15 protein-coding genes are annotated in these 18394 nt (G+C 50.6%); 12 read left to right on the forward strand and 3 right to left on the reverse strand.

Going from position 1 to position 18394, the window contains the following annotated elements:
• The first annotated feature begins 17 nt into the window (after nt 1-17).
• From VIS94_08995 to VIS94_09025, 7 genes are all read left to right on the forward strand, one after another.
• Entirely contained in the window at nt 18-1940 is a 1923-nt protein-coding gene (locus VIS94_08995; GenBank protein ID HEY9161209.1) for a hypothetical protein, read from the forward strand.
• A gap of 37 nt (nt 1941-1977) precedes the next feature.
• On the forward strand, nt 1978-3906 hold the full coding sequence (locus VIS94_09000; protein ID HEY9161210.1) for a hypothetical protein: 1929 nt from the start codon (nt 1978-1980) through the stop codon (nt 3904-3906).
• A 54-nt stretch (nt 3907-3960) separates the two neighbouring features.
• Nucleotides 3961-5883: a hypothetical protein gene (locus tag VIS94_09005; protein ID HEY9161211.1), complete on the forward strand. Its 1923-nt coding sequence runs from the start codon at nt 3961-3963 to the stop codon at nt 5881-5883.
• A gap of 10 nt (nt 5884-5893) precedes the next feature.
• Entirely contained in the window at nt 5894-6316 is a 423-nt protein-coding gene (locus VIS94_09010) for a DUF4418 family protein (protein ID HEY9161212.1), read from the forward strand.
• On the forward strand, nt 6316-7524 hold the full coding sequence (locus VIS94_09015) for an FtsX-like permease family protein (GenBank protein ID HEY9161213.1): 1209 nt from the start codon (nt 6316-6318) through the stop codon (nt 7522-7524). Before VIS94_09010 ends, VIS94_09015 begins: the two co-directional genes overlap by 1 nt.
• Nucleotides 7521-8207 carry an ABC transporter ATP-binding protein gene (locus tag VIS94_09020; GenBank protein HEY9161214.1) on the forward strand — a complete coding sequence of 229 codons (687 nt, stop codon included), beginning with the start codon at nt 7521-7523 and terminating at the stop codon, nt 8205-8207. The genes VIS94_09015 and VIS94_09020 overlap by 4 nt, the downstream gene beginning before the upstream one ends.
• Before the next feature lie 151 nt (nt 8208-8358).
• Complete coding sequence (locus tag VIS94_09025) at nt 8359-8655, forward strand: STAS domain-containing protein (protein ID HEY9161215.1); 297 nt, start codon at nt 8359-8361, stop codon at nt 8653-8655.
• 125 nt (nt 8656-8780) lie between these two features.
• Here the strand turns inward: VIS94_09025 and VIS94_09030 are convergent, their stop codons facing one another.
• Both VIS94_09030 and VIS94_09035 read right to left on the reverse strand, forming a co-directional pair.
• On the reverse strand, nt 8781-10715 hold the full coding sequence (locus VIS94_09030) for a SpoIIE family protein phosphatase (protein ID HEY9161216.1): 1935 nt from the start codon (nt 10713-10715) through the stop codon (nt 8781-8783).
• Entirely contained in the window at nt 10699-11646 is a 948-nt protein-coding gene (locus VIS94_09035; GenBank protein ID HEY9161217.1) for an ABC transporter substrate-binding protein, read from the reverse strand. Before VIS94_09035 ends, VIS94_09030 begins: the two co-directional genes overlap by 17 nt.
• A gap of 169 nt (nt 11647-11815) precedes the next feature.
• Here VIS94_09035 and VIS94_09040 point away from each other — a divergent pair, with 169 nt between their 5' ends.
• From VIS94_09040 to VIS94_09060, 5 genes are all read left to right on the forward strand, one after another.
• Entirely contained in the window at nt 11816-12895 is a 1080-nt protein-coding gene (locus VIS94_09040; protein ID HEY9161218.1) for a DUF933 domain-containing protein, read from the forward strand.
• Between the two features lie 14 nt (nt 12896-12909).
• Nucleotides 12910-14067 carry a DUF362 domain-containing protein gene (locus tag VIS94_09045; protein HEY9161219.1) on the forward strand — a complete coding sequence of 386 codons (1158 nt, stop codon included), beginning with the start codon at nt 12910-12912 and terminating at the stop codon, nt 14065-14067.
• Nucleotides 14068-14149: 82 nt separating this feature from the next.
• On the forward strand, nt 14150-15613 hold the full coding sequence (locus VIS94_09050; GenBank protein ID HEY9161220.1) for a trimethylamine methyltransferase family protein: 1464 nt from the start codon (nt 14150-14152) through the stop codon (nt 15611-15613).
• Nucleotides 15614-15633: 20 nt separating this feature from the next.
• Nucleotides 15634-16275 carry a corrinoid protein gene (locus VIS94_09055; protein HEY9161221.1) on the forward strand — a complete coding sequence of 214 codons (642 nt, stop codon included), beginning with the start codon at nt 15634-15636 and terminating at the stop codon, nt 16273-16275.
• Nucleotides 16276-16295: 20 nt separating this feature from the next.
• Nucleotides 16296-17642 (forward strand): MFS transporter, encoded by a 1347-nt coding sequence (locus VIS94_09060; protein ID HEY9161222.1) that lies wholly within the window; start codon nt 16296-16298, stop codon nt 17640-17642.
• Nucleotides 17643-17675: 33 nt separating this feature from the next.
• On the opposite strand, the gene VIS94_09065 is transcribed toward VIS94_09060, so the two are convergent.
• Nucleotides 17676-18380 carry a FadR/GntR family transcriptional regulator gene (locus tag VIS94_09065; GenBank protein ID HEY9161223.1) on the reverse strand — a complete coding sequence of 235 codons (705 nt, stop codon included), beginning with the start codon at nt 18378-18380 and terminating at the stop codon, nt 17676-17678.
• Between the last annotated feature and the right edge of the window lie 14 nt (nt 18381-18394).

The raw sequence follows: 18394 nt of genomic DNA on the forward strand, positions 1-18394 counted from the left end.
ATCTTTGAGGAGTGAACATGAAAAACCTGAATTTGAAGATTTACACCCTGCCAGGTTGTTTGGTCGTATTGTTCCTTATTCTGCCGGGATGCAAATGGCAGGCCCCCGTCCTCAATGATCTTTCCGTAAAGGCAGTCAGTTCCAGGACAATAACCCTTGCACAGCCTGTGCTCATTAAAGCGGGCTATCCCGAGGCTTCGGTCAATGCCTTTATCGGGCCTTCCGGACAGATATCAGTCGACGGGTCAGATGTCAGCGGTTCAGCCGAAGGGCCGGTGGATGTCTCAAAAGGTAATTACCAGTTTAAAGGCCTGAACCCAGGGTCAAGCTATGATATCATTGTTGTAGCAAAGAATATTTCCGGCTGTTCAGTTAAAAGCCTTGCCGGCATCAAGCCTCATATCCCTCAGATCGATCCGGCCTCATATCAGAGCATAGGCACGGATGAAATGGGTTTGTTCCGATGGTATCTGGCTCTTGCCGACGATCCCATTTCCGATTTCAGCAAGATTCCGTCATATGATGACAAGCAGACCGAGGGTTCTTCATACAGGTATTCGCTGGCATTCATGACCTATTTTCTTATTCTTGAGCAGTACCATAAGCTTCCTGCATGCGCAGAGATCATCAAGCCGCGCATGGACCGGCTGATCCAGAAAATACTTGACAGGCAGGTCTGGACCTACTGGGCCAATACAAGCCAGGGCGTGGAACTTCTTGAGCCTAAGATGGACAGGCCATACCCTGAACAGCACGACCCCGTCGCAGACCAGAACATTATGTATTCCGGCCACGTGGGGATGATGATCGCCTCTTATGAAATGCTCTACCGCGACATGAAATGGAGCGAGCCCGGTTCGATCATCTTCAAGTGGAGCGACACCGAACAGTACGTCTATGACAACCACTCGCTGCAGAAGGTCATGTACGACCAGATGGCAAACAACCCGTATCACGGAATCGCATGCGAGCCTAATGCGGTATTCCCGGAGTGCAACCAGCACCCGATCATTTCGTTCATGCTGTACGACCATGTACACGGCACCAGTCTGGCAGAAGCCCGCAACCTGTTCCTGGACTTTTTCCTCAAACGCGGGATGATCAATCCTCTGACTCACGAGGTCTGCGTGAACTACCTTGTTAAGCAGAATATAGTCGTCAGTCAGGAAAACCCCAATTTCGGGAATCTGGCTTCTCTTTATACGATTCCCCAGGTACTTGCCGGTAAGCTGATTCTGCATGCGGCAGCCGCCGACGGCTGGACGGGCACATTCATGCATGCCTGGCAACCGGACTTCATTGAGCGCCATTATCCGTACCAGAAAAAACTGCATGTTCTTGATCCTGACAGCATGACCGCGCATCTTGACGGAAAAAAGGAGCAGGCCACCAACCAGCTTGCAACACCGTTTTTCGCCATGCTGGCCGCCGAGGTGGGTGATACCGACACCAGAGACGGTCTCATTCAATGGTGCAAGGACTTCTACAAGCCGGTCTGGGAAAACGGGATGCTTCACTACCCGGCAAAAGAGCCTGTCAACATCAACACTTCGGGTGAGTTCACGCCGTACGGTAACGCAACCACTGGCGCACTGATAGCGGTCGCCATGGCAAATTCTAAAAATGGGGTCTGGTCTCTCGTCAACAGGCCTTTCACTGACAGGGAATTCAACGCCCCCAAAGTATCAGGGGTTGACTTCCCCAATGCCCTGCTAAAGCGCGCGATCTATGACTTCGAGAAGGAGGCGCTCATAATCACTACAGATGGCGGAGCCATTAAAAGCGGCAATACGTCATTCAGCGTGACGCAGCTTGATCCTGCCAGGTCATGGAGACTCCTAATGGACGGTGTTTGTGTTGGAGAATATACAGGGGTCAGCTCCGTCTCAATATCCGTTGCACTTGATTCTCAGCACGATTTTGTACTGATAGCGGAATAGAGAACCTGACGGGAGTTGGCAAACTATGAGAATATTTATGCATGTTGGGTATGCCAAAATGTCCGGACTGGCCATATGCCTTTTCATGCTAATAATCCTTATGCCCGGATGCAAATCTAAGCCAGAGGTGGCACCGGTCCTCAACGACCTGAACCTCAAGGCATACAGTTCACGTACCATAACGATCAGTCAGCCGAATTTTGCAACACCGGGCTATCCTTCACCGGCTGTAGAGGCATATATCGGGGCGACCGGGGCGATAACCGCTGAAGGGTCATCTGTTTCGGGGGCATCCGAGGGACCGGTCGATGTGTCCAAAGACGGCTACCAATTCATGGGCCTCGCAACCGGCGCTTCCTATGACATCATCGTAATTGCAAAGAACAAGGCCGGCTTCTCGATCAAAAACCTTACAGGAGTGGTTCCGGCTGTGCCCAATGTAGATCCTGCCTCTTACCTTCAGATCGGGAATGACGAAATGGGTATGTTCAGATGGTATCTCACGATGTGTGACGATCCCCTGGACGACTTCTCCAAGATAGAATCCTGGGACAAGGACCAGTACTTCATCTCATCATACAGATACAGCATTGCATTCATAACCTATATGCTCGCACTCGAGCAGTACCACAAGCTCAATGCCTGGCGCGAGTACATAAAACCCCGTATGGACAGGCTCATACAGAAGATGCTCATGAAGCAGGTATGGCAGTACTGGGCCATGAGAAGCAAAGGGGTCAGTTTTCTGGAGCCGTTATTGAATACGCCGTATCCAGAGGAACGCGATCCGGTAGGCCACAAGAACATCATGTACTCGGCCCACCTTGGTCAGATGATCGGGCTTTATGAGATGCTCTACAGGGACCTGAAATGGGACGAGCCCGGTTCCATCGTGTTCAAGTGGAGCGAGACAGAGCAGTATGTCTATGACAATAACTCCCTGCAGAAGGTCATGTACGACCAGATGATGTACAACCAGCACCAGAGCATCGAATGCGAGCCTAATGCCGTCTTTTCCGAGTGTAACGAACACCCCATACTCTCCTTCATGCTGTACGACCATGTACACGGGACGAACCTTGCCGAGGCACGCAAACGATTTCTGGACTTTTTCCTGGAGAAGAATTTCATCAACCCGATAACACACGAGACCGCCGTCCTCTATCTGGTCAAGCAGAAGACGATGATAACCCAGGAGTTCTGCAGCTTCGGAAACGGCCTTTCCCTGGTATCCGTACCCATGGCCTGGCTGGGGCTGATAAATGCCAATGCCTCGATATCGAACGGATGGAACGGGGCCTTCATGCACGGCTGGGAACCTGCCCTTATTGAACGACATTATCCTTACCAGAAAAAGAGGCATGTGGTGGAGCCGGACAGCAATACCGCGCACCTGAAGATAGAGATGATAACAGATCAGATAGCCACGCCGCTCTTCGCCATGCTGGCAGGTGAAGTGGGAGACACTGCCACAAGGGACAAACTCATAGCCTGGTGCAAGGACTTCTACAAACCGACATGGGACGACGGTATGCTGCATTACCCTGTCGGAAAAGACACATACGTCAACCTTCTAAGAATGGCATGGACGCCATGGCCCCAAGCCTTCACCGGCGTTCTTGTGGCATTCACGGCTGCCAATCCACCGAGCGGCATCTGGAAACTCCACAACAAGCCGTTCATCCAGCGAGATTTCGAATCTCCGCAGGTGACGGAAGTCGACTTCCCCAATGTCCTGCTTACAAGGGCCGTCTACGACTTTGAAAAGGAGGCTCTTGTTATGTCCACAGTAGGCGGCGCACTCCATAGCGGCAGCACATCTTTCAATGTAACTCAGCTGGACAATAACAGGAAATGGAAGCTCTTCCTGGATGGGATTCTTCAGAATGAATATATAGGGGTCCGTTCTGTTTCAATCAATGTTCCCCTTGATGCGCAGCATGATATTGTATTGGTTGCGGAATAGGACACACAAAAAATTATAGACAGACGATTTCAGTCCAGACTTAGGAGGAAGGGTATGCAAAAGAATTCCATGAAAACATTCAGCACCGTGATATGCCTTTTCCTGGCTGTTTTAATGATGCCGGGATGCAAAAAGGCGGTTGCACCAGAGCTCAACGACCTGAGCCTCAAGACTTGCAGCGCGCGCTCAGCGACAATTGATAAGCCGAGTTTTGCCACACCGGGCGACCCGGAACCGATAGTGGAAGCTTACATCGGGGCAACCGGAACCATCTCAGTCGACGGATTATCTGTGTCAGGTGCTTTACAGGGGCCTGTTGACGTATCCAAGGATGGCTGCCAGTTTACGGATCTTGTCAAAGGCTCTTCCTATGACATCATCGTCATTGCAAAGAACAAGGCCGGTTCCTCGATTAAAAGCCTTACCGGAGTAGTTCCGGCAGTACCCACGGTGGATCCTGCCTCTTATCTCGAGATCGGGAATGACGAGATGGGCATGTTTAGATGGTACCTCTCAATGTGCGACGATCCCCTGGATGATTTTTCGAAAATCGAATCCTGGGATCAGGATCAATTCTACATTTCATCATACCGCTACAGCATAGCGTTTACTACATACATGCTGGCTCTTCAGCAATATCACAAGCTCCCTGCCTGGCGCGAATACATAAAGCCCCGCATGGACAGGCTCATACAGAAGATGCTCCTGAAGCAGGTGTGGCAGTACTGGGCCGTGCGCAGCAAGGGCGTTGATTTCATCGAACCTCTCCTGAACACGCCATATCCCGAAGAACACGATCCTGTAGGCCACAAGAACATCATGTACTCAGGCCACCTGGGTCAGATGATAGGTCTCTACGAAATGCTTTACAGGGACATGAAATGGGACATGCCGGGTTCGATAGTCTTCAAATGGAGCGATACAGAAGAATATGTCTACAACAACTATTCCCTCCAGAAGGTGATGTACGACCAGATGATGTACAACCAGCACCAGAGCATCGAATGCGAGCCAAACGCTGTCTTCTCCGAGTGTAACGAACACCCGATACTCTCCTTCATGCTTTATGACCATGTTCACGGTACTAAGCTGGCAGAAGCCCGCAACAATTTCCTGGATTTCTTCCTTAAGAAAATGTTCGTAGATCCTCTTACGCATGAGACGGCCTTCTTCTATCTGGTCAAGCAGAAGACTATGATTACCCAGCAGTTCTGCAGCCTGGGCAACGGACTTTCTCTTGTATCGGTTCCTCTTGCCTGGCTCGGGCTCGTTAATATAAATGCTTCGATATCGAACGGATGGAACGGCGTGTTCATGCACGGCTGGCAGCCGGACATAATAGAGCGCCATTACCCATATCAGAAAAAAAGGCATGTAGTTGAACCAGACAGCACCAGCGCCCACCTGAAGGTTGAGATGGTGACCGACCAGCTCGCCACACCCTTCTTCGCCATGCTGGCAGGTGAAGTAGGAGACACTGCCACGAGGGACAAACTCATAGCCTGGTGCAAAGACTTCTACAAGCCGACCCTGGATGACGACGGGATGCTGCATTACCCTGTGGGTCCGGACACCTATGTGAACCTTTCCAGGACGAAATGGTCAGAATTGCCGCAGGCCTTTACGGGCGTGCTGATAACCTTCGCGGCTGTTAACCCGCCGAACGGAGTCTGGAAGCTTCACAACAGGCCGTTTACCCAACGCGACTTTGAGTCTCCGCAGATTACGGGCCTGGACTACCCCAACATACTGCTGAAACGGGCGATATACGACTTTGAAAAGGAGGCCCTCATTGTATCTACCATGCCCGGAAAAGGCACTGGCAGCACGTCGATAAACATCACCCAGCTTGACCCTTCAAGGACATGGGACGTAATTGTTGATGGTGAGAATTTCTGTACTGTCAGCGGGACAAGTTCCACATCAGTTGATGTATCCATGGACGCAGGACATGACATTGTCCTGATAGCGGAATAAGGAGGTAAAAATGAAGAAGTCTCAAATCTGGGCACTTGTAATTATTCTGCTGGGGGTGGTCGTCATACTTATCCCATGGCAGCTTTTCCCTGTCTGCGGAGTGGGTCGCTATGCACCGCCTGCCGGGGCTATGCCCCGGATGCACGGCTGTGACGGCACCCTTAAAGCCGCTACTTATCTGGGTATTATAACAATTTGCGCCGGGCTGCTGCCGCTATTTTTCAAACAGCACCTTGCCGGACTTATCTCGGCAGTTTCAACAGCAGTGATCGGCGTCCTTCTCATACTCTTCCCGACAGTCATAACAGGAGTCTGCAAGGTGCCGACAATGCCATGTGTCTTCGGGACAAAACCTGCCCTCATAATGGCGGGTATAGTATTGATACTGGTGGCTGGCTCTTTCGGCATCATGCTGATGAAAAAGAAAAAGTAATGACAACGGCAAGCCTTGCCCTGGGCAATCTCATCAAACGCCCATGGCGAACCGCCATACTGGCGGTTTGCATCGCATGTCTTGTGGGAATGCAGATGGCGGCCACGATCATTGAACGGGCCAGCAGACAGGGTCTCAAACTGGGTCTTGAGCGCCTCGGGGCCGACCTGGTGGCAGTCCCCCGTCAGCTTGACAGCGACCTGGTGCAGGCCTACATGACGGGAAAAGCAGCGGTCTTCTACATGCCGGCCACTATCGAACAGCGTATCCGTAATTTTGATTTCGTCAGACAGACATCCCCTCAGCTTTACATAGAATCTCTCTCAAATGCGACCTGCTGTTCAACATGGAATGTTTTCCTGATCGGATTTGACCCCAAGACCGACTTTACTGTCCGGCCCTGGCTGAGCAGACACCGCGACATACAACTCGGCCCTTCAGACATCCTGGTCGGCGCTGCGCTACAGTCTCCGCCCGGAAAGACCTACAAATTTTATGGTCAGATATTCAATGTCGCGGGGTCGCTGGATGCAAGCGGTATGGGACTTGACTATTCCGTCTTCATCCCGATCGAGGGAGTCAAACGTATGATAGCCGAATCAGGGATAAAGGCAGTTAAACGGCTCGATATCGCCCCTGATCAGACATCTGCAATCATGATCAAGCTGAAGCCGGAGATATTCGGGGGGCTCCCTGCATGGAAGGCGGCCTATGAAATAGAGAGCCGGGTGCCGGAAGTCACTATCATCCAGCCCGCAGACATCACGGTAAAGGTTCAGAAAAATCTGGCCGCGACACTTAAGACCTTGACAATGGCCAGCTTCGCCATATGGCCCATGACAGTCCTTCTCGTCGGACTCGTGTTCATGATGGCAGTCAGGGAACGCCAGCGCGAGATAGGTCTCATGAGGGCAATGGGCAGTACACGTCTGTTTATATTCCGCATGATACAACTTGAAGCATTAATGATCTCGGTTCTGGGAGCAGCTCTCGGACTGATCGTTTCAACGGGAATAGTGATCGGTTTCGAGCGTATGATTGCACTTAGACTTGAAATCCCCTTTGCGGTGCCGGGAGTCTTTGAAATTCTTTTCATAGCAGGCCTTTCCTTTGGACTCGCAGTTGTCACGGGAGTTCTGGCCGCAATGATCCCGGCACTTAAAGTAAGCGCCATGGAGCCTTACGAGGCCATCAGGAGGGCGGGATGATAATCCTTAACGGGGTCTCAAAACTCTATGGTTCCGGAGGCGGTGAAATCCGTGCCGTGGATGACGTTTCTCTTGAGGTTAAAGAAGGCGAGTTCCTTGTTCTCATCGGCCATTCCGGAAGCGGTAAAACCACACTCCTTAACCTCATAGCCGGTATGACGCGTCCGGACACGGGACGAATAGAAATAGCCGGACGGGATATTCTCGGCATGAGTGATGCCGAAACGGCACATATGAGGGCTTCGGTCATCGGTTTTGTCTTTCAGTTCCAGAGCATGATTTCAACGCTCAATGCACTGGATAATGTCAGGCTCCCGTCGCTCTTCCGCAGACACAGATCAGAGAAGAAAGAGGCATTCGAAATGCTTGACCGGGTCGGTCTGGCCGGCAGGGAACATGCATATGCACACGAGCTTTCACTTGGTCAGCAGCGCCGTGTCGGTATTGCACGGGCCCTGTTCAGCAGGCCTTCGCTGCTGCTCTGCGATGAACCGACAGGAGACCTCGACCCTGAAACAGAACTGGCGATCATGGGTTTGATCTCAGGGGCGAACAGGGACGGTGCTACCATTGTCATGGCCACGCATAACCATGACCTCTGCTCTTATGCAAACCGTATCCTGTGCATGGACCACGGCCGGATTTCCTCGGTTGAGCCCGGGACAGAACATGCGATTAAATAACAGGTAATCCCTCTTCTGTTTCAGAAAAACCGCCGGGTACAAAATGATTGAAGAATTATCAGGTACTGCCGATAGATATTTTAGCGCACTTAATTAATAAATATTAAAAACCGGGCGATTCATGCTCTATTCGCGCAAACAAGGAGCCCTTATGAAAATTAACAAAACGACGGCCGGAGTCAGCATGACCATCGAACTCGAAGGCAGGCTGGACAGCGTAACGGCGCCGCAGCTCGAAGCCGAATTGAAATGCTCTCTTGACGGCATAACGGAACTGGCGCTTGATTTCTCGGCGCTCGATTATCTTTCATCAGCAGGACTGCGTGTAATTCTTGCCGCACAGAAGGTCATGAACAAAAAAGGGTGCATGCAGATCAGAAATGTCAACAAAACGATCATGAATGTGTTTGAGATCACGGGGTTTACTGATCTCCTGACAATCACCTAGCTGAAGTATCTCGAAAAATGCGCCTGGCAGTATCCGGGCTTATTATAAAACAGATCGTTCCTCTGGACAAATGTTGAACACAACATGACGCCAATCCTAAAACATCATCTTCAATCAACAGCCTGTTAAGTCCCTTCTTTTCGGTATTTCAAGGCAAGCATGGTAATATCATCCGATTGTGATGCGCCATTGGTGTGCAGTGTTACAACCGAGCGTATGTAATGGATCATTTCTGTAACATCCTCTTTAGGTGCCTGTTTAAGCGCATTTAAAAGGCGCTCCTCGCCGTATAGTTCCTGTTCCATGTTTTGCGCTTCCGTCACTCCGTCGGTATAGAGAAAAAGTGTGTCTCCGGCTTTAAGGGTAAGCCGTTCGGCTTTATAGACAATACCCGGCATGGGGCCCAGCACAAAACCGGGTTTCAGGGTAAGGTATCTTATCCCCTGAGAATCCATGATTACCGGGGCATTATGCCCGGCATTGGCAAACCGTACGACTCCTGTAACAGTATCAAGAATGGCGCAGAATACTGTAGCGAACATGGTGCTGTCATTGTCCGAGGCAAGAATGTTATTCACGCATGAAAGTATCTGATCGGGCTCGCCAAGCCGCTGACCCTCGGATTTAAGGAGGGTCTTTGCCACCATCATGTAAAGGGCCGCCGGCACACCTTTATCCGAAACGTCTGCAATTAGGAAGCAGAGATTGGTATCGTCGATGAAAAAGAAATCGTAGAAGTCTCCACCTACTTCCTTGGCGGGATCCATCGAGGCGTAAATGTCAAATTCGGGACGATCCGGAAATGCCGGGAACAGACGTGGAAGCAGACTGGCCTGTATTTCGGTTGCCATCCTGAGTTCGCTCTGTATACGTTCCTTTGCCGCAGTGGTTTCGGTCAGGTTCTTTATGTATTCCTTGAGTGACGTTTTCATTACCTGAAAGTCATGCGTGAGCACGCCGACTTCATCCTTAGATCTGACCGCAGGCAATTCCACATCGAAGTTACCCGAAGCTATATCATCCGTCGCAGCCGCCAGCAGACGGAGAGGTTTTATGATAGCGCTGGCAACATAGACGACAGTCGCAACCAGAAGCAGGAGCCCTGCAAAACCCATGGCCGCCATGGTCATGCTCAGACACCTGACATTTTCAAGAAGCTCCGCCTCTGGAAATACAACGGCAAGCGTCCAGCCTGTAGAACGGACCGGCGCGTAATACATCCAGCTCCTGAATCCCATAAGGCTGTTGTAGAGAATGAAACCAGACTCTCCGCTGACCATCTTTTTGCCGAGTTCGCGCAGTGAAGCATCATTGCGCGCCTCGGCTATGCTGAAGAATGTCTCATTCATGACGGCATCCTTCAAGGGGTGTGCGAGCAGCATCCCGTTTCGTGAAAGAAGGGCTGCATACCCTGACTTCAGTATCTTGACGGATGAGATCATTTGCGTAAGCGAGTCCAGCGAGACATCCGCCGTCACTATTCCTTTGAGTATTCTTGTCCCGTTCTTTTCACCGTAAAATGGAACCGAACATGTTGACATGACGGTATTGCCTGCCCCCTCGTCGAAATACGGCTCGCTCCATTCGGTTTTGCCCAGTTCCCTCGGGATCTGGTACCAGTCCCAGTATAGATACGGTACGTATTGATATGAGTCTTCCAGGCGGCTGAAGGCAATTTTTCCTTTATCCCGGTAGAAGTAGGGAGCAAAAAGACGGATTGAGGGGCTGAAGGCATAGGGCTCAAATGCCACTGTTGAACCGTATATATCCGGATTCTTTTCAACTGTGGTTCTGATAAGCGAAAGGAGTTCCTTCTCCGTGTACTGACCGGACTCAAGTGAATTAGCCACACCTTCGGTCACTTTGGCAACCCCGATAAGCTCGGTTTCAACATGATAGACTAAAGACATGGCAAGGTTGCGCGCATTGGCTTCAAGCTCGTTCTCTAGAACGACGCGGGAGCGGTAATAGTTGTAGCCGAGAGTTACGGCAAAGATGAGCGTGCTGCATAGCGTGATAACAAGGACAAGCTTGGTGACGATACTATTTTTCCCCGGCATCTGACCTCCGGCTGAAAGCGTCGTAGTAGGGGCAACTCCGGATCAGGCCTGCCTTGAGAAGTGAACTGCAAACCGCCTCATAATCTTTTTCTTTGAGAATGCCAGGAGCACCCAGGGATGTGCCTGGCATGATCATATCCCGCATCCGGTCAAGCATCCATTTCTGATGAATCCGGTTGGCGGGTATTTTTGCCTCGCGCATGCGTCTGATGACTATGTCCAGAGCCTCTTCGGGATGCTCAAAGGCATAGCGCCAGCCATCCAGAGATGCTTTTACAAAGGCCCCGGCCAGTGCAGGGTCATTATGCAGGGTTTTTTCCATCGCATATATGCCGTCCTCCGGGAAATTCATCCCCAGCTCATTCATGGAAAAAACGTTCAGTTCTTCAGGATCGAGTCCGGAATTGATGATAGTGTGGTACTCGTTGTACCACATTGCGGATGTGACATCGATCCCGCCTCGAAGGAAGAGGTTCACGGTGGCGTTCTGGGGCACCTCACGTACTTTGATGCCGTATTTAATAAACAGGGCATGCGGAGGTATGGACAAGTCTCCTCCCCACAGTCCCACCTTTTTGCCGTTCATATCAGAGACAGTCCGAATGCCGCTTGATTTTCTTGAAATCAGCATCATGGAAGATCTCTGTATGATCTGAGCCAGATTGACAAGATCTGTACCGGCAGACCGCTGTTGAATTGCAGTCGTAAGCCACAGAATAGCGAAGTCGGCAGAACCGTCCTTCAATGCCCTTACAGGGTCATGACCAGGACCTGCATTGAGAATTTTAAGATCTATGCCATAACGGGCATATATCCCTTTGTCCAACGCGACATAATATCCGGCAAACTGCGCCTGTGGAGTCCAGAGCGGCATGAGGGTAGCCTTTTTCAGAACGGGTTCGGAGACGGCCCATGTCGAAAGGGGCAACATCAGAAACAACAGCAATGCAAAAATCAATTTCAATAAATTTTGTTCAGTATATTTTTTTTTGTGCATCATAATCATTACGAAAGAGAGCGTAGGTATTTACGGATTGTCTGTCAAGAATATCTTAGGAAACCTGCTTTATATAAGAGTGAAATTGGGGTAAAGTGATTGCATGAAGATAGGACTGATTGGACTGGCAAAGGCGGGAAAGACAACCGTGTTCAATGCAATTACACGCTCGGATGCAGAGACGGGGGCGTTCACATCGGGTAAGCCCGAACCCAACATCTCGGTAGTGGAAGTGGCTGATGCACGGGTTGACAGTCTGAGCGCAATGTTCAAACCCAAGAAGACCACCCATGCAACCATCGAATTTATGGACTTCGTCGGCATTGCCAGGGATGAAGACAAGAAGCAGTCTTTTACGGCGAGCGAACTCGGCCTTATTAAAACCTCAGATGCACTTGCCATCGTGCTCAGAAATTTTGCAAATGAGATGCTTGATGCATCCATAGGCACCCATGATCCAGCGAGAGATCTGGAAAACGTTATTTCGGACATGGTGCTTTCCGACCTTATCATCGCAGAGACAAGAATTGAACGCATTGACGCCCAGTGCAAAAAAGGCGGCAAAACCCCTGCCCTTGATCTTGAAAGGGCTACGCTGGTAAAGATTGTTTCTTATCTTAATAATGACAAAAGGCCTGACCCTGAAGCTTTCACCGCCGAAGAGCTTAAATCGATCAGGGGTTTTCAGTTTCTGACGCTCAAGCCTACTCTCATAATCCTGAATTCAGATGACATGTCCTACGGCAAGAACGATAAAATCCTCACCGGACTAAACAGTATATTCCCGGCGATAGAATATGCAGGGGAATTCGAGATGGAGCTCTGCCGCCTGAGCGCCGAAGAGGCGCAGCTCTTCATGGATGATATGGGCATTAAATCCTCCGCCAGAGACCGGCTTACCCAGATGGCTTATGACATTCTGGGTTTGATAACTTTTTTCACGGTAGGTCCGGACGAAGTAAGGGCATGGACCATAAACAAGGGCGAGACGGCTTTGGAGGCAGCAGGCACTATACACTCCGACCTTGCCAGAGGCTTCATAAGGGCAGAATGTTTTACCTATGACGAGATAATGGCGCACGGGTCTGAAAAGCACCTCAAGGAAAAAGGGCTTGTGAGACTAGAGGGCAAGACCTATGTCGTCAAAGACGGCGATATCCTGAACATAAGGTTCAGTGTTTAGAATCAGGGGAATACATGTCCAGGGTTTCGATAATTGAAGTTCGCAGGTATGACAGCGGTCTTATCAAGCAAGCCATGTTTAAGGCCCTTGATGAGATCGGATTCGACCTTTCCAGCCTGAAGGGTAAAAGGGTAGCTGTAAAACCCAACCTTCTGTCTGCAAGCAAGCCTGAGCAGGCGATTATAACCCATCCTGAATTTTTCCGGGCGGCTGTACAGATAATCAAAGGTGCAGGCGCGTTCCCGGTCCTCATCGAATCCCCGGCAATCCATTCGCTTTCAAGGGTATTTCGCGTTTCTGGTTATGACAGGGTCATCGAAGAAGAAGGCATCGAGGTGGACCTCGAGCAGGCAGGCATGACAATCACCAACAATAACGGCCGCAGATACAAGAATTTCGAGATCATGAAAAGCGTGACCGGTGCGGATTTCATCTTCAACCTGCCCAAGTTCAAGACACACGGCCTCACATACATCACCGGCGCACAAAAAAATCTTTTCGGGCTGATACCCGGTATGGCCAAAACCCAGTGGCATTTCAAGGCCAATGAAAGGGAAATATTCTGCGAGTTTCTGGCGGATTATTTCGAGGCGGTGAGCATGCTTTTCAAATCTCCCAAGGGTATCATACATGTGATGGATGCGATCACAGGCATGGAGGGAAACGGTCCCGGCTCGGGAGGAAAACCCAGGGAAATAGGCGCCGTTATCGTATCGGAAGACGCCATTGCCGCCGATTTCATTGCAACAAGCCTTGTCGGATTCGATCCGAGGTTTGTTAAAACCATGTCCTTTGCCTCAGAGCGCGGCCTCGGCAAAAAAGGGTTTAATGAAATAGATTTCGACCGGAACGCCTTCGACAGGCTGAAGCTCGACAAGTTCGAGCCGGCGCCAATGCCCTTCAACGTCAGGCTGGAAAAAATTAAATGGCTGAACAATCTGCTTAAGAGGCTTATGGTTGAAAGGCCGGTGCCGATAGAGGGCAAATGCACCCTGTGTTATCAGTGCAGGCAGATCTGCCCGGCAAAGGCCATTGATAAGGGTGACACGGTCGCCATCTTCAACTATGAAAAATGCATACGCTGCTTCTGCTGCATAGAAGTCTGCCCCGAAGCGGCGATTAGAATCAAGGGTAATTTCCTGAGCAGAATATTCAACCCGAAAAAAGGTTAAACAATTGACTTTTTAGATATATGCATATTTACTGATTTATCAGTGCGCTATACTCTCTTGAAATACTGAAACGGAGGTTACAATGAAGCCAGGCAGACTGGAGTTCCTGAGTGAATCCGAAATTAAAAAGATCGATGCGCTATCCTTGGACATCCTCGAAAACACCGGCATCAAGGTCGAACTTAAAAAACTGAGAGGAATCCTTCGCGATATAGGATGCACGGTTGATGAAACTAAAAAAATCGTTAAATTCCGTCCAGATATCGTTCAGGCATTTGTTAAGAAGGCACCAAGGGAGTATATCCTTTGCGGAGCGGATCCGTCAAAACGCTGGCCCGTCAATCCGGACACAAGAGTTTTCGGGGGACTGGGCACAGCCGTGAACATGTACGATCTTTACTCGGGGGAATACCGTCAGGCGACCCTGCAGGATGTCGTCAACCACATCATCCTTTTCGACGGCCTTGAGCATATCGTCTCCAGCCAGATGGACATCTGGCCGGGTGACATCCCGATGCAGACAATCCACGTTGAGGCCATGCGGGCCTGGGCCAGGCACAGCACCAAGTCATTCGGAATGGGTGCCTACGGCGTCATGCCCACGCAAGACATGATGGAAATGACGTCATTGATAATGGGTGGAAGGGAAAACTTTAAAAAACAGCACCCCTTCATCGCCATCGTGAGCATTCAAAGCCCTCTTTCCTCGGTACAGATACAGCTCGAGGGGCTTATGGTACTTGCGGAATGGGGTCAGCCCGCTCTCATGTCGCCGGAGGCCATGGCCGGCACAACAGCTCCTGTAACGATTGCGGGGCTTCTCGCCCAGCACAACGCGGAAATACTTGCGTATATCGTTATGGCCCAGGCAGTCAATCCAGGTACACCGGTCATGTACGGAACGGTTTCGACCATTGCCGAGATGCGGCGCGGAACCGTAGCATTAGGCGCGATTGAAATGGGCCTCATCAGCGCCGCCTCTGCACAGATGGCACATTATTACGGAGTTCCCTGCAGGGCCGCAGCGGGCGGCACCGAGGCCAAGACCTTGGACATGCAGTGCGGCATAGAGCGCGAGCGCTCGATGATGCTTGCTGCCCTCGGCGGTGCAAACTATATCACCAGTGTCGGCACCATCGAATCCACCACGGCAGGCGCGCATGAACTGGCGGTAATCGACAACGAAATCATCGGACAGATCGAGAGGGCGCTGCGAGGCATCGAGGTGGGCGACATCACCATGGCGGCCGAGGTCATCAAGGCCGTGGGCCCTGACGGAAACTACCTCATGCAAGACCATACACAGAAAAACTTCAGGCGCGAACATTATATTCCGAAACTGGCGGATAGAGACAAACGCGATGTATGGGAACGAGGCGGAAGCAGAGAAATGATTAATAACGCCAGAGAAGAAGCCAAAAAGATCATCGCCACACATAAAGAGCGGCAGCTGGACCCGAAGCTTTTAATGGAGATTGACGCCTATGTGGATTCTGTGAAGGCGAGAAGCCTGGAAGATTTTTATGCGGCTGAATGGGAAAGCTGAATAGATAAGGGAGGCATGTCATGGGAGAGACTACGTTAAAAGAACTTGAAGATGCGATCGTACAGATGGATGCCGATATCACGGAGGGGCTTGCCATAAAGCTTCTCGATTCAGGCACAGAAGCTCAGGTAATATTAAAAGAGGCGCTTCTTCCGGCACTTGACCGGGTTGGAACACTCTTCAGGGACGGGGATTATTTTCTCCCGGACGTGCTCATGTGCGTAAAGGCCTATGACAATTCGTTCAAGATAATCCTGCCAAAGCTCAAGGAAGGCGATTATACCTCGCGCGGCAGGGTGATTCTGGGAACCGTGGAAGGCGATATCCACGAGATCGGCAAGAATATTCTTTTCGCGCTTCTTGAGGGTAACGGCTTCGATGTGCTGGATATGGGCGTAAATGTCAAGGCGGACGACTTTCTTGCAAAGGCAAAGGAGTGGTCTCCGGACATCATCGGCATGTCGTCGCTGCTTTCCACGACCATGCCCGCAATGAAACAGGTCATCGACACCTTCACAAAAGAAGGGCTCAGGAATAACTATAAATTCATCATCGGCGGTGCGCCGGTAAGCCAGCGGTTTGCCGATGAGATAGGTGCAGACGGTTATGGGGAAGATGCACAATCCGGAGTGGAGCTGGTAAAGCGGCTGCTCGCATCCTGACAAAAAGTCCGGGAGAAGACATGACCGACAGGCATGCAGTTCAAGAGTTCATGCCGGTAACTCTGAAGGAAATCATCCTCTACAATCTGGCAGGCTTTGCCTTCAACGTGTACGATACCGTGCTTTACGCATGGCTTCCGTACTTCTATACTCCGCCGAAAGATTCTTCGGCGATTCATTATATACCGTTGGCCGCCATAGGGATAATACTGGCAGGCGGCAGGATCCTCGATGCCTTCAATGACCCGCTTGTGGGTTACTGGAGTGATCACACCAAATCCCGCTGGGGGAGAAGAAAGCCTTACATCTTCATTGCAAACCCCTTTCTCTTTCTCACTTTCATCCTGGTATGGATGCCCCCAGTGCGAGGAGAAAGCATAACGAATGTAATCTTTCTAGCTGCAGTTCTTTTCTTTTACTACTGGGCCTATACGGGGGTGCTCATTCCCTGGTTTGCCGTTCTGCCCGAAATAAGCAGGAAGAATGAAGACAGGGTGAAGATTGCATCGATAGGTGTCGCCATCGGCGTAATCGGGGCACTTCTGGGCGGTGGCCTCTCCGGTCCGCTCTTCTCCAAATACGGGCCATTCATGATGGGGCTTTTACTCGGCATTCCGGCATTCATAGCCGGCGAACTCACCCTATTCGGCATCAAGGAGCGCCATTCACCGCCCCCCGAAGAGGACATGCCCGGTTTTTTCAAGGTCATGAAAGAGGTTTTCGGAGATAAGCAGTTCCTTTCCTTCGCCGGAATGATAATGATGGTTCAGCTTACCTATCAGCTAATGCTTATGAATGTGCCCTATCTGACTACCCTTATCCTCGGCAAAAAGGAAGCGGATGCGTCTCTGATCATGGCTGAGGTGATCATAATGATCGCGGCTTCGTCACCGCTGTGGTATCTCCTTCTTAAAAAGTATTCGAAGAAAAATATCTTCCGCATTATCATAATCCTTATGATCTTGGGCTTTTCACTTAGTTTCTTCATCGGCAGGCTGCCCTTCTTCTCGCCACTGGTCCAGGCCATGCTGATATTCCCCATTGCCGCAATTCCCATAGGCGGCATGTTTACGGCTTCGCTCGGCATTATTGCAGATCTCACGGATTACGATGAACTCAAGAGCGGCAGGCGCAGGGAGGCTATATATTACGGCCTCTACGGGATAGTCAGAAAGACCGGCTGGGCGCTATGCTCTCTTATCCTTGTGGGGATATTTTCCTTTTTCGGCTACAGCAAAGAGAATCCTCTAGGCATACGTGTGGTCTGGATCGTCTGCTCGATTTCCTGCCTCATAGGGCTTCTCGCATTCATCCCTTACAAGATAGGCGACAGCAAGGAAGAGACAAAACGCATCATGGGGCTGTGATTCAGGATTTTTGGGGCCCTGTTGAAATTGCGGTCATGAAAGATTTTGCAGGTTGAATTTTTTCCCCACATGCGAAAGGTGTGCGATCATGGCCTTTCGTGCCCCATCGGGATCATGCGCCTTCAGCGCCGCCACAATCTCCCTGTGGTCATCAACAGCCTGTCTGCGGACTTCCATGTCGTCGCCGGTTCTCCGCCTGCTGTAGATGCTGATCCTGTCTATTGAATGCATGAACGCCTGAATGATCCTGTTTCCTGCAACTTCCATAATACGCCTGTGCAGATCAATATCATATGCCATGAATGTTTCCGGGTCATCGATTACCTTGAGGGCCTCGTCAAGGCACTTCTCGATTTCATGTATTTCGTCGTCGGAGATATTCTCCGCCGCAAGGGCCACCATCCCGGCTTCCAGTATCGTTCTTGCCTGAAGGAGATTCGCGTAGGTGGAATCGTCGAGTGCGAATTCGATGTCAAGGTGCTCTACAAGCTTTTCGGGAGTAAGAGACGAAACAAACGTCCCCGAGCCCTGGCGGTTTTCTATTATGTTCATGAGCTTAAGGGCATTGAGGGCCTCTCTCAGCGAGGGCCTGCTGACGTTCAGAATCGATGACAGTTCCCTTTCCGGAGGGAGTTTGTCACCTCTCTTGAGGCCCTTTTCCCTTATAAGCGAAAGGATTCTCTGCGCAAGATTATCAGGCTGGATTTCTTTAAAAGCGGTACTTTTTTTTACTTTCACAAGGCTTCTCCGGT

The organism is Desulfomonilia bacterium (assembly GCA_036567785.1).
GTDB lineage: Bacteria > Desulfobacterota > Desulfomonilia > UBA1062 > UBA1062 > DATCTV01.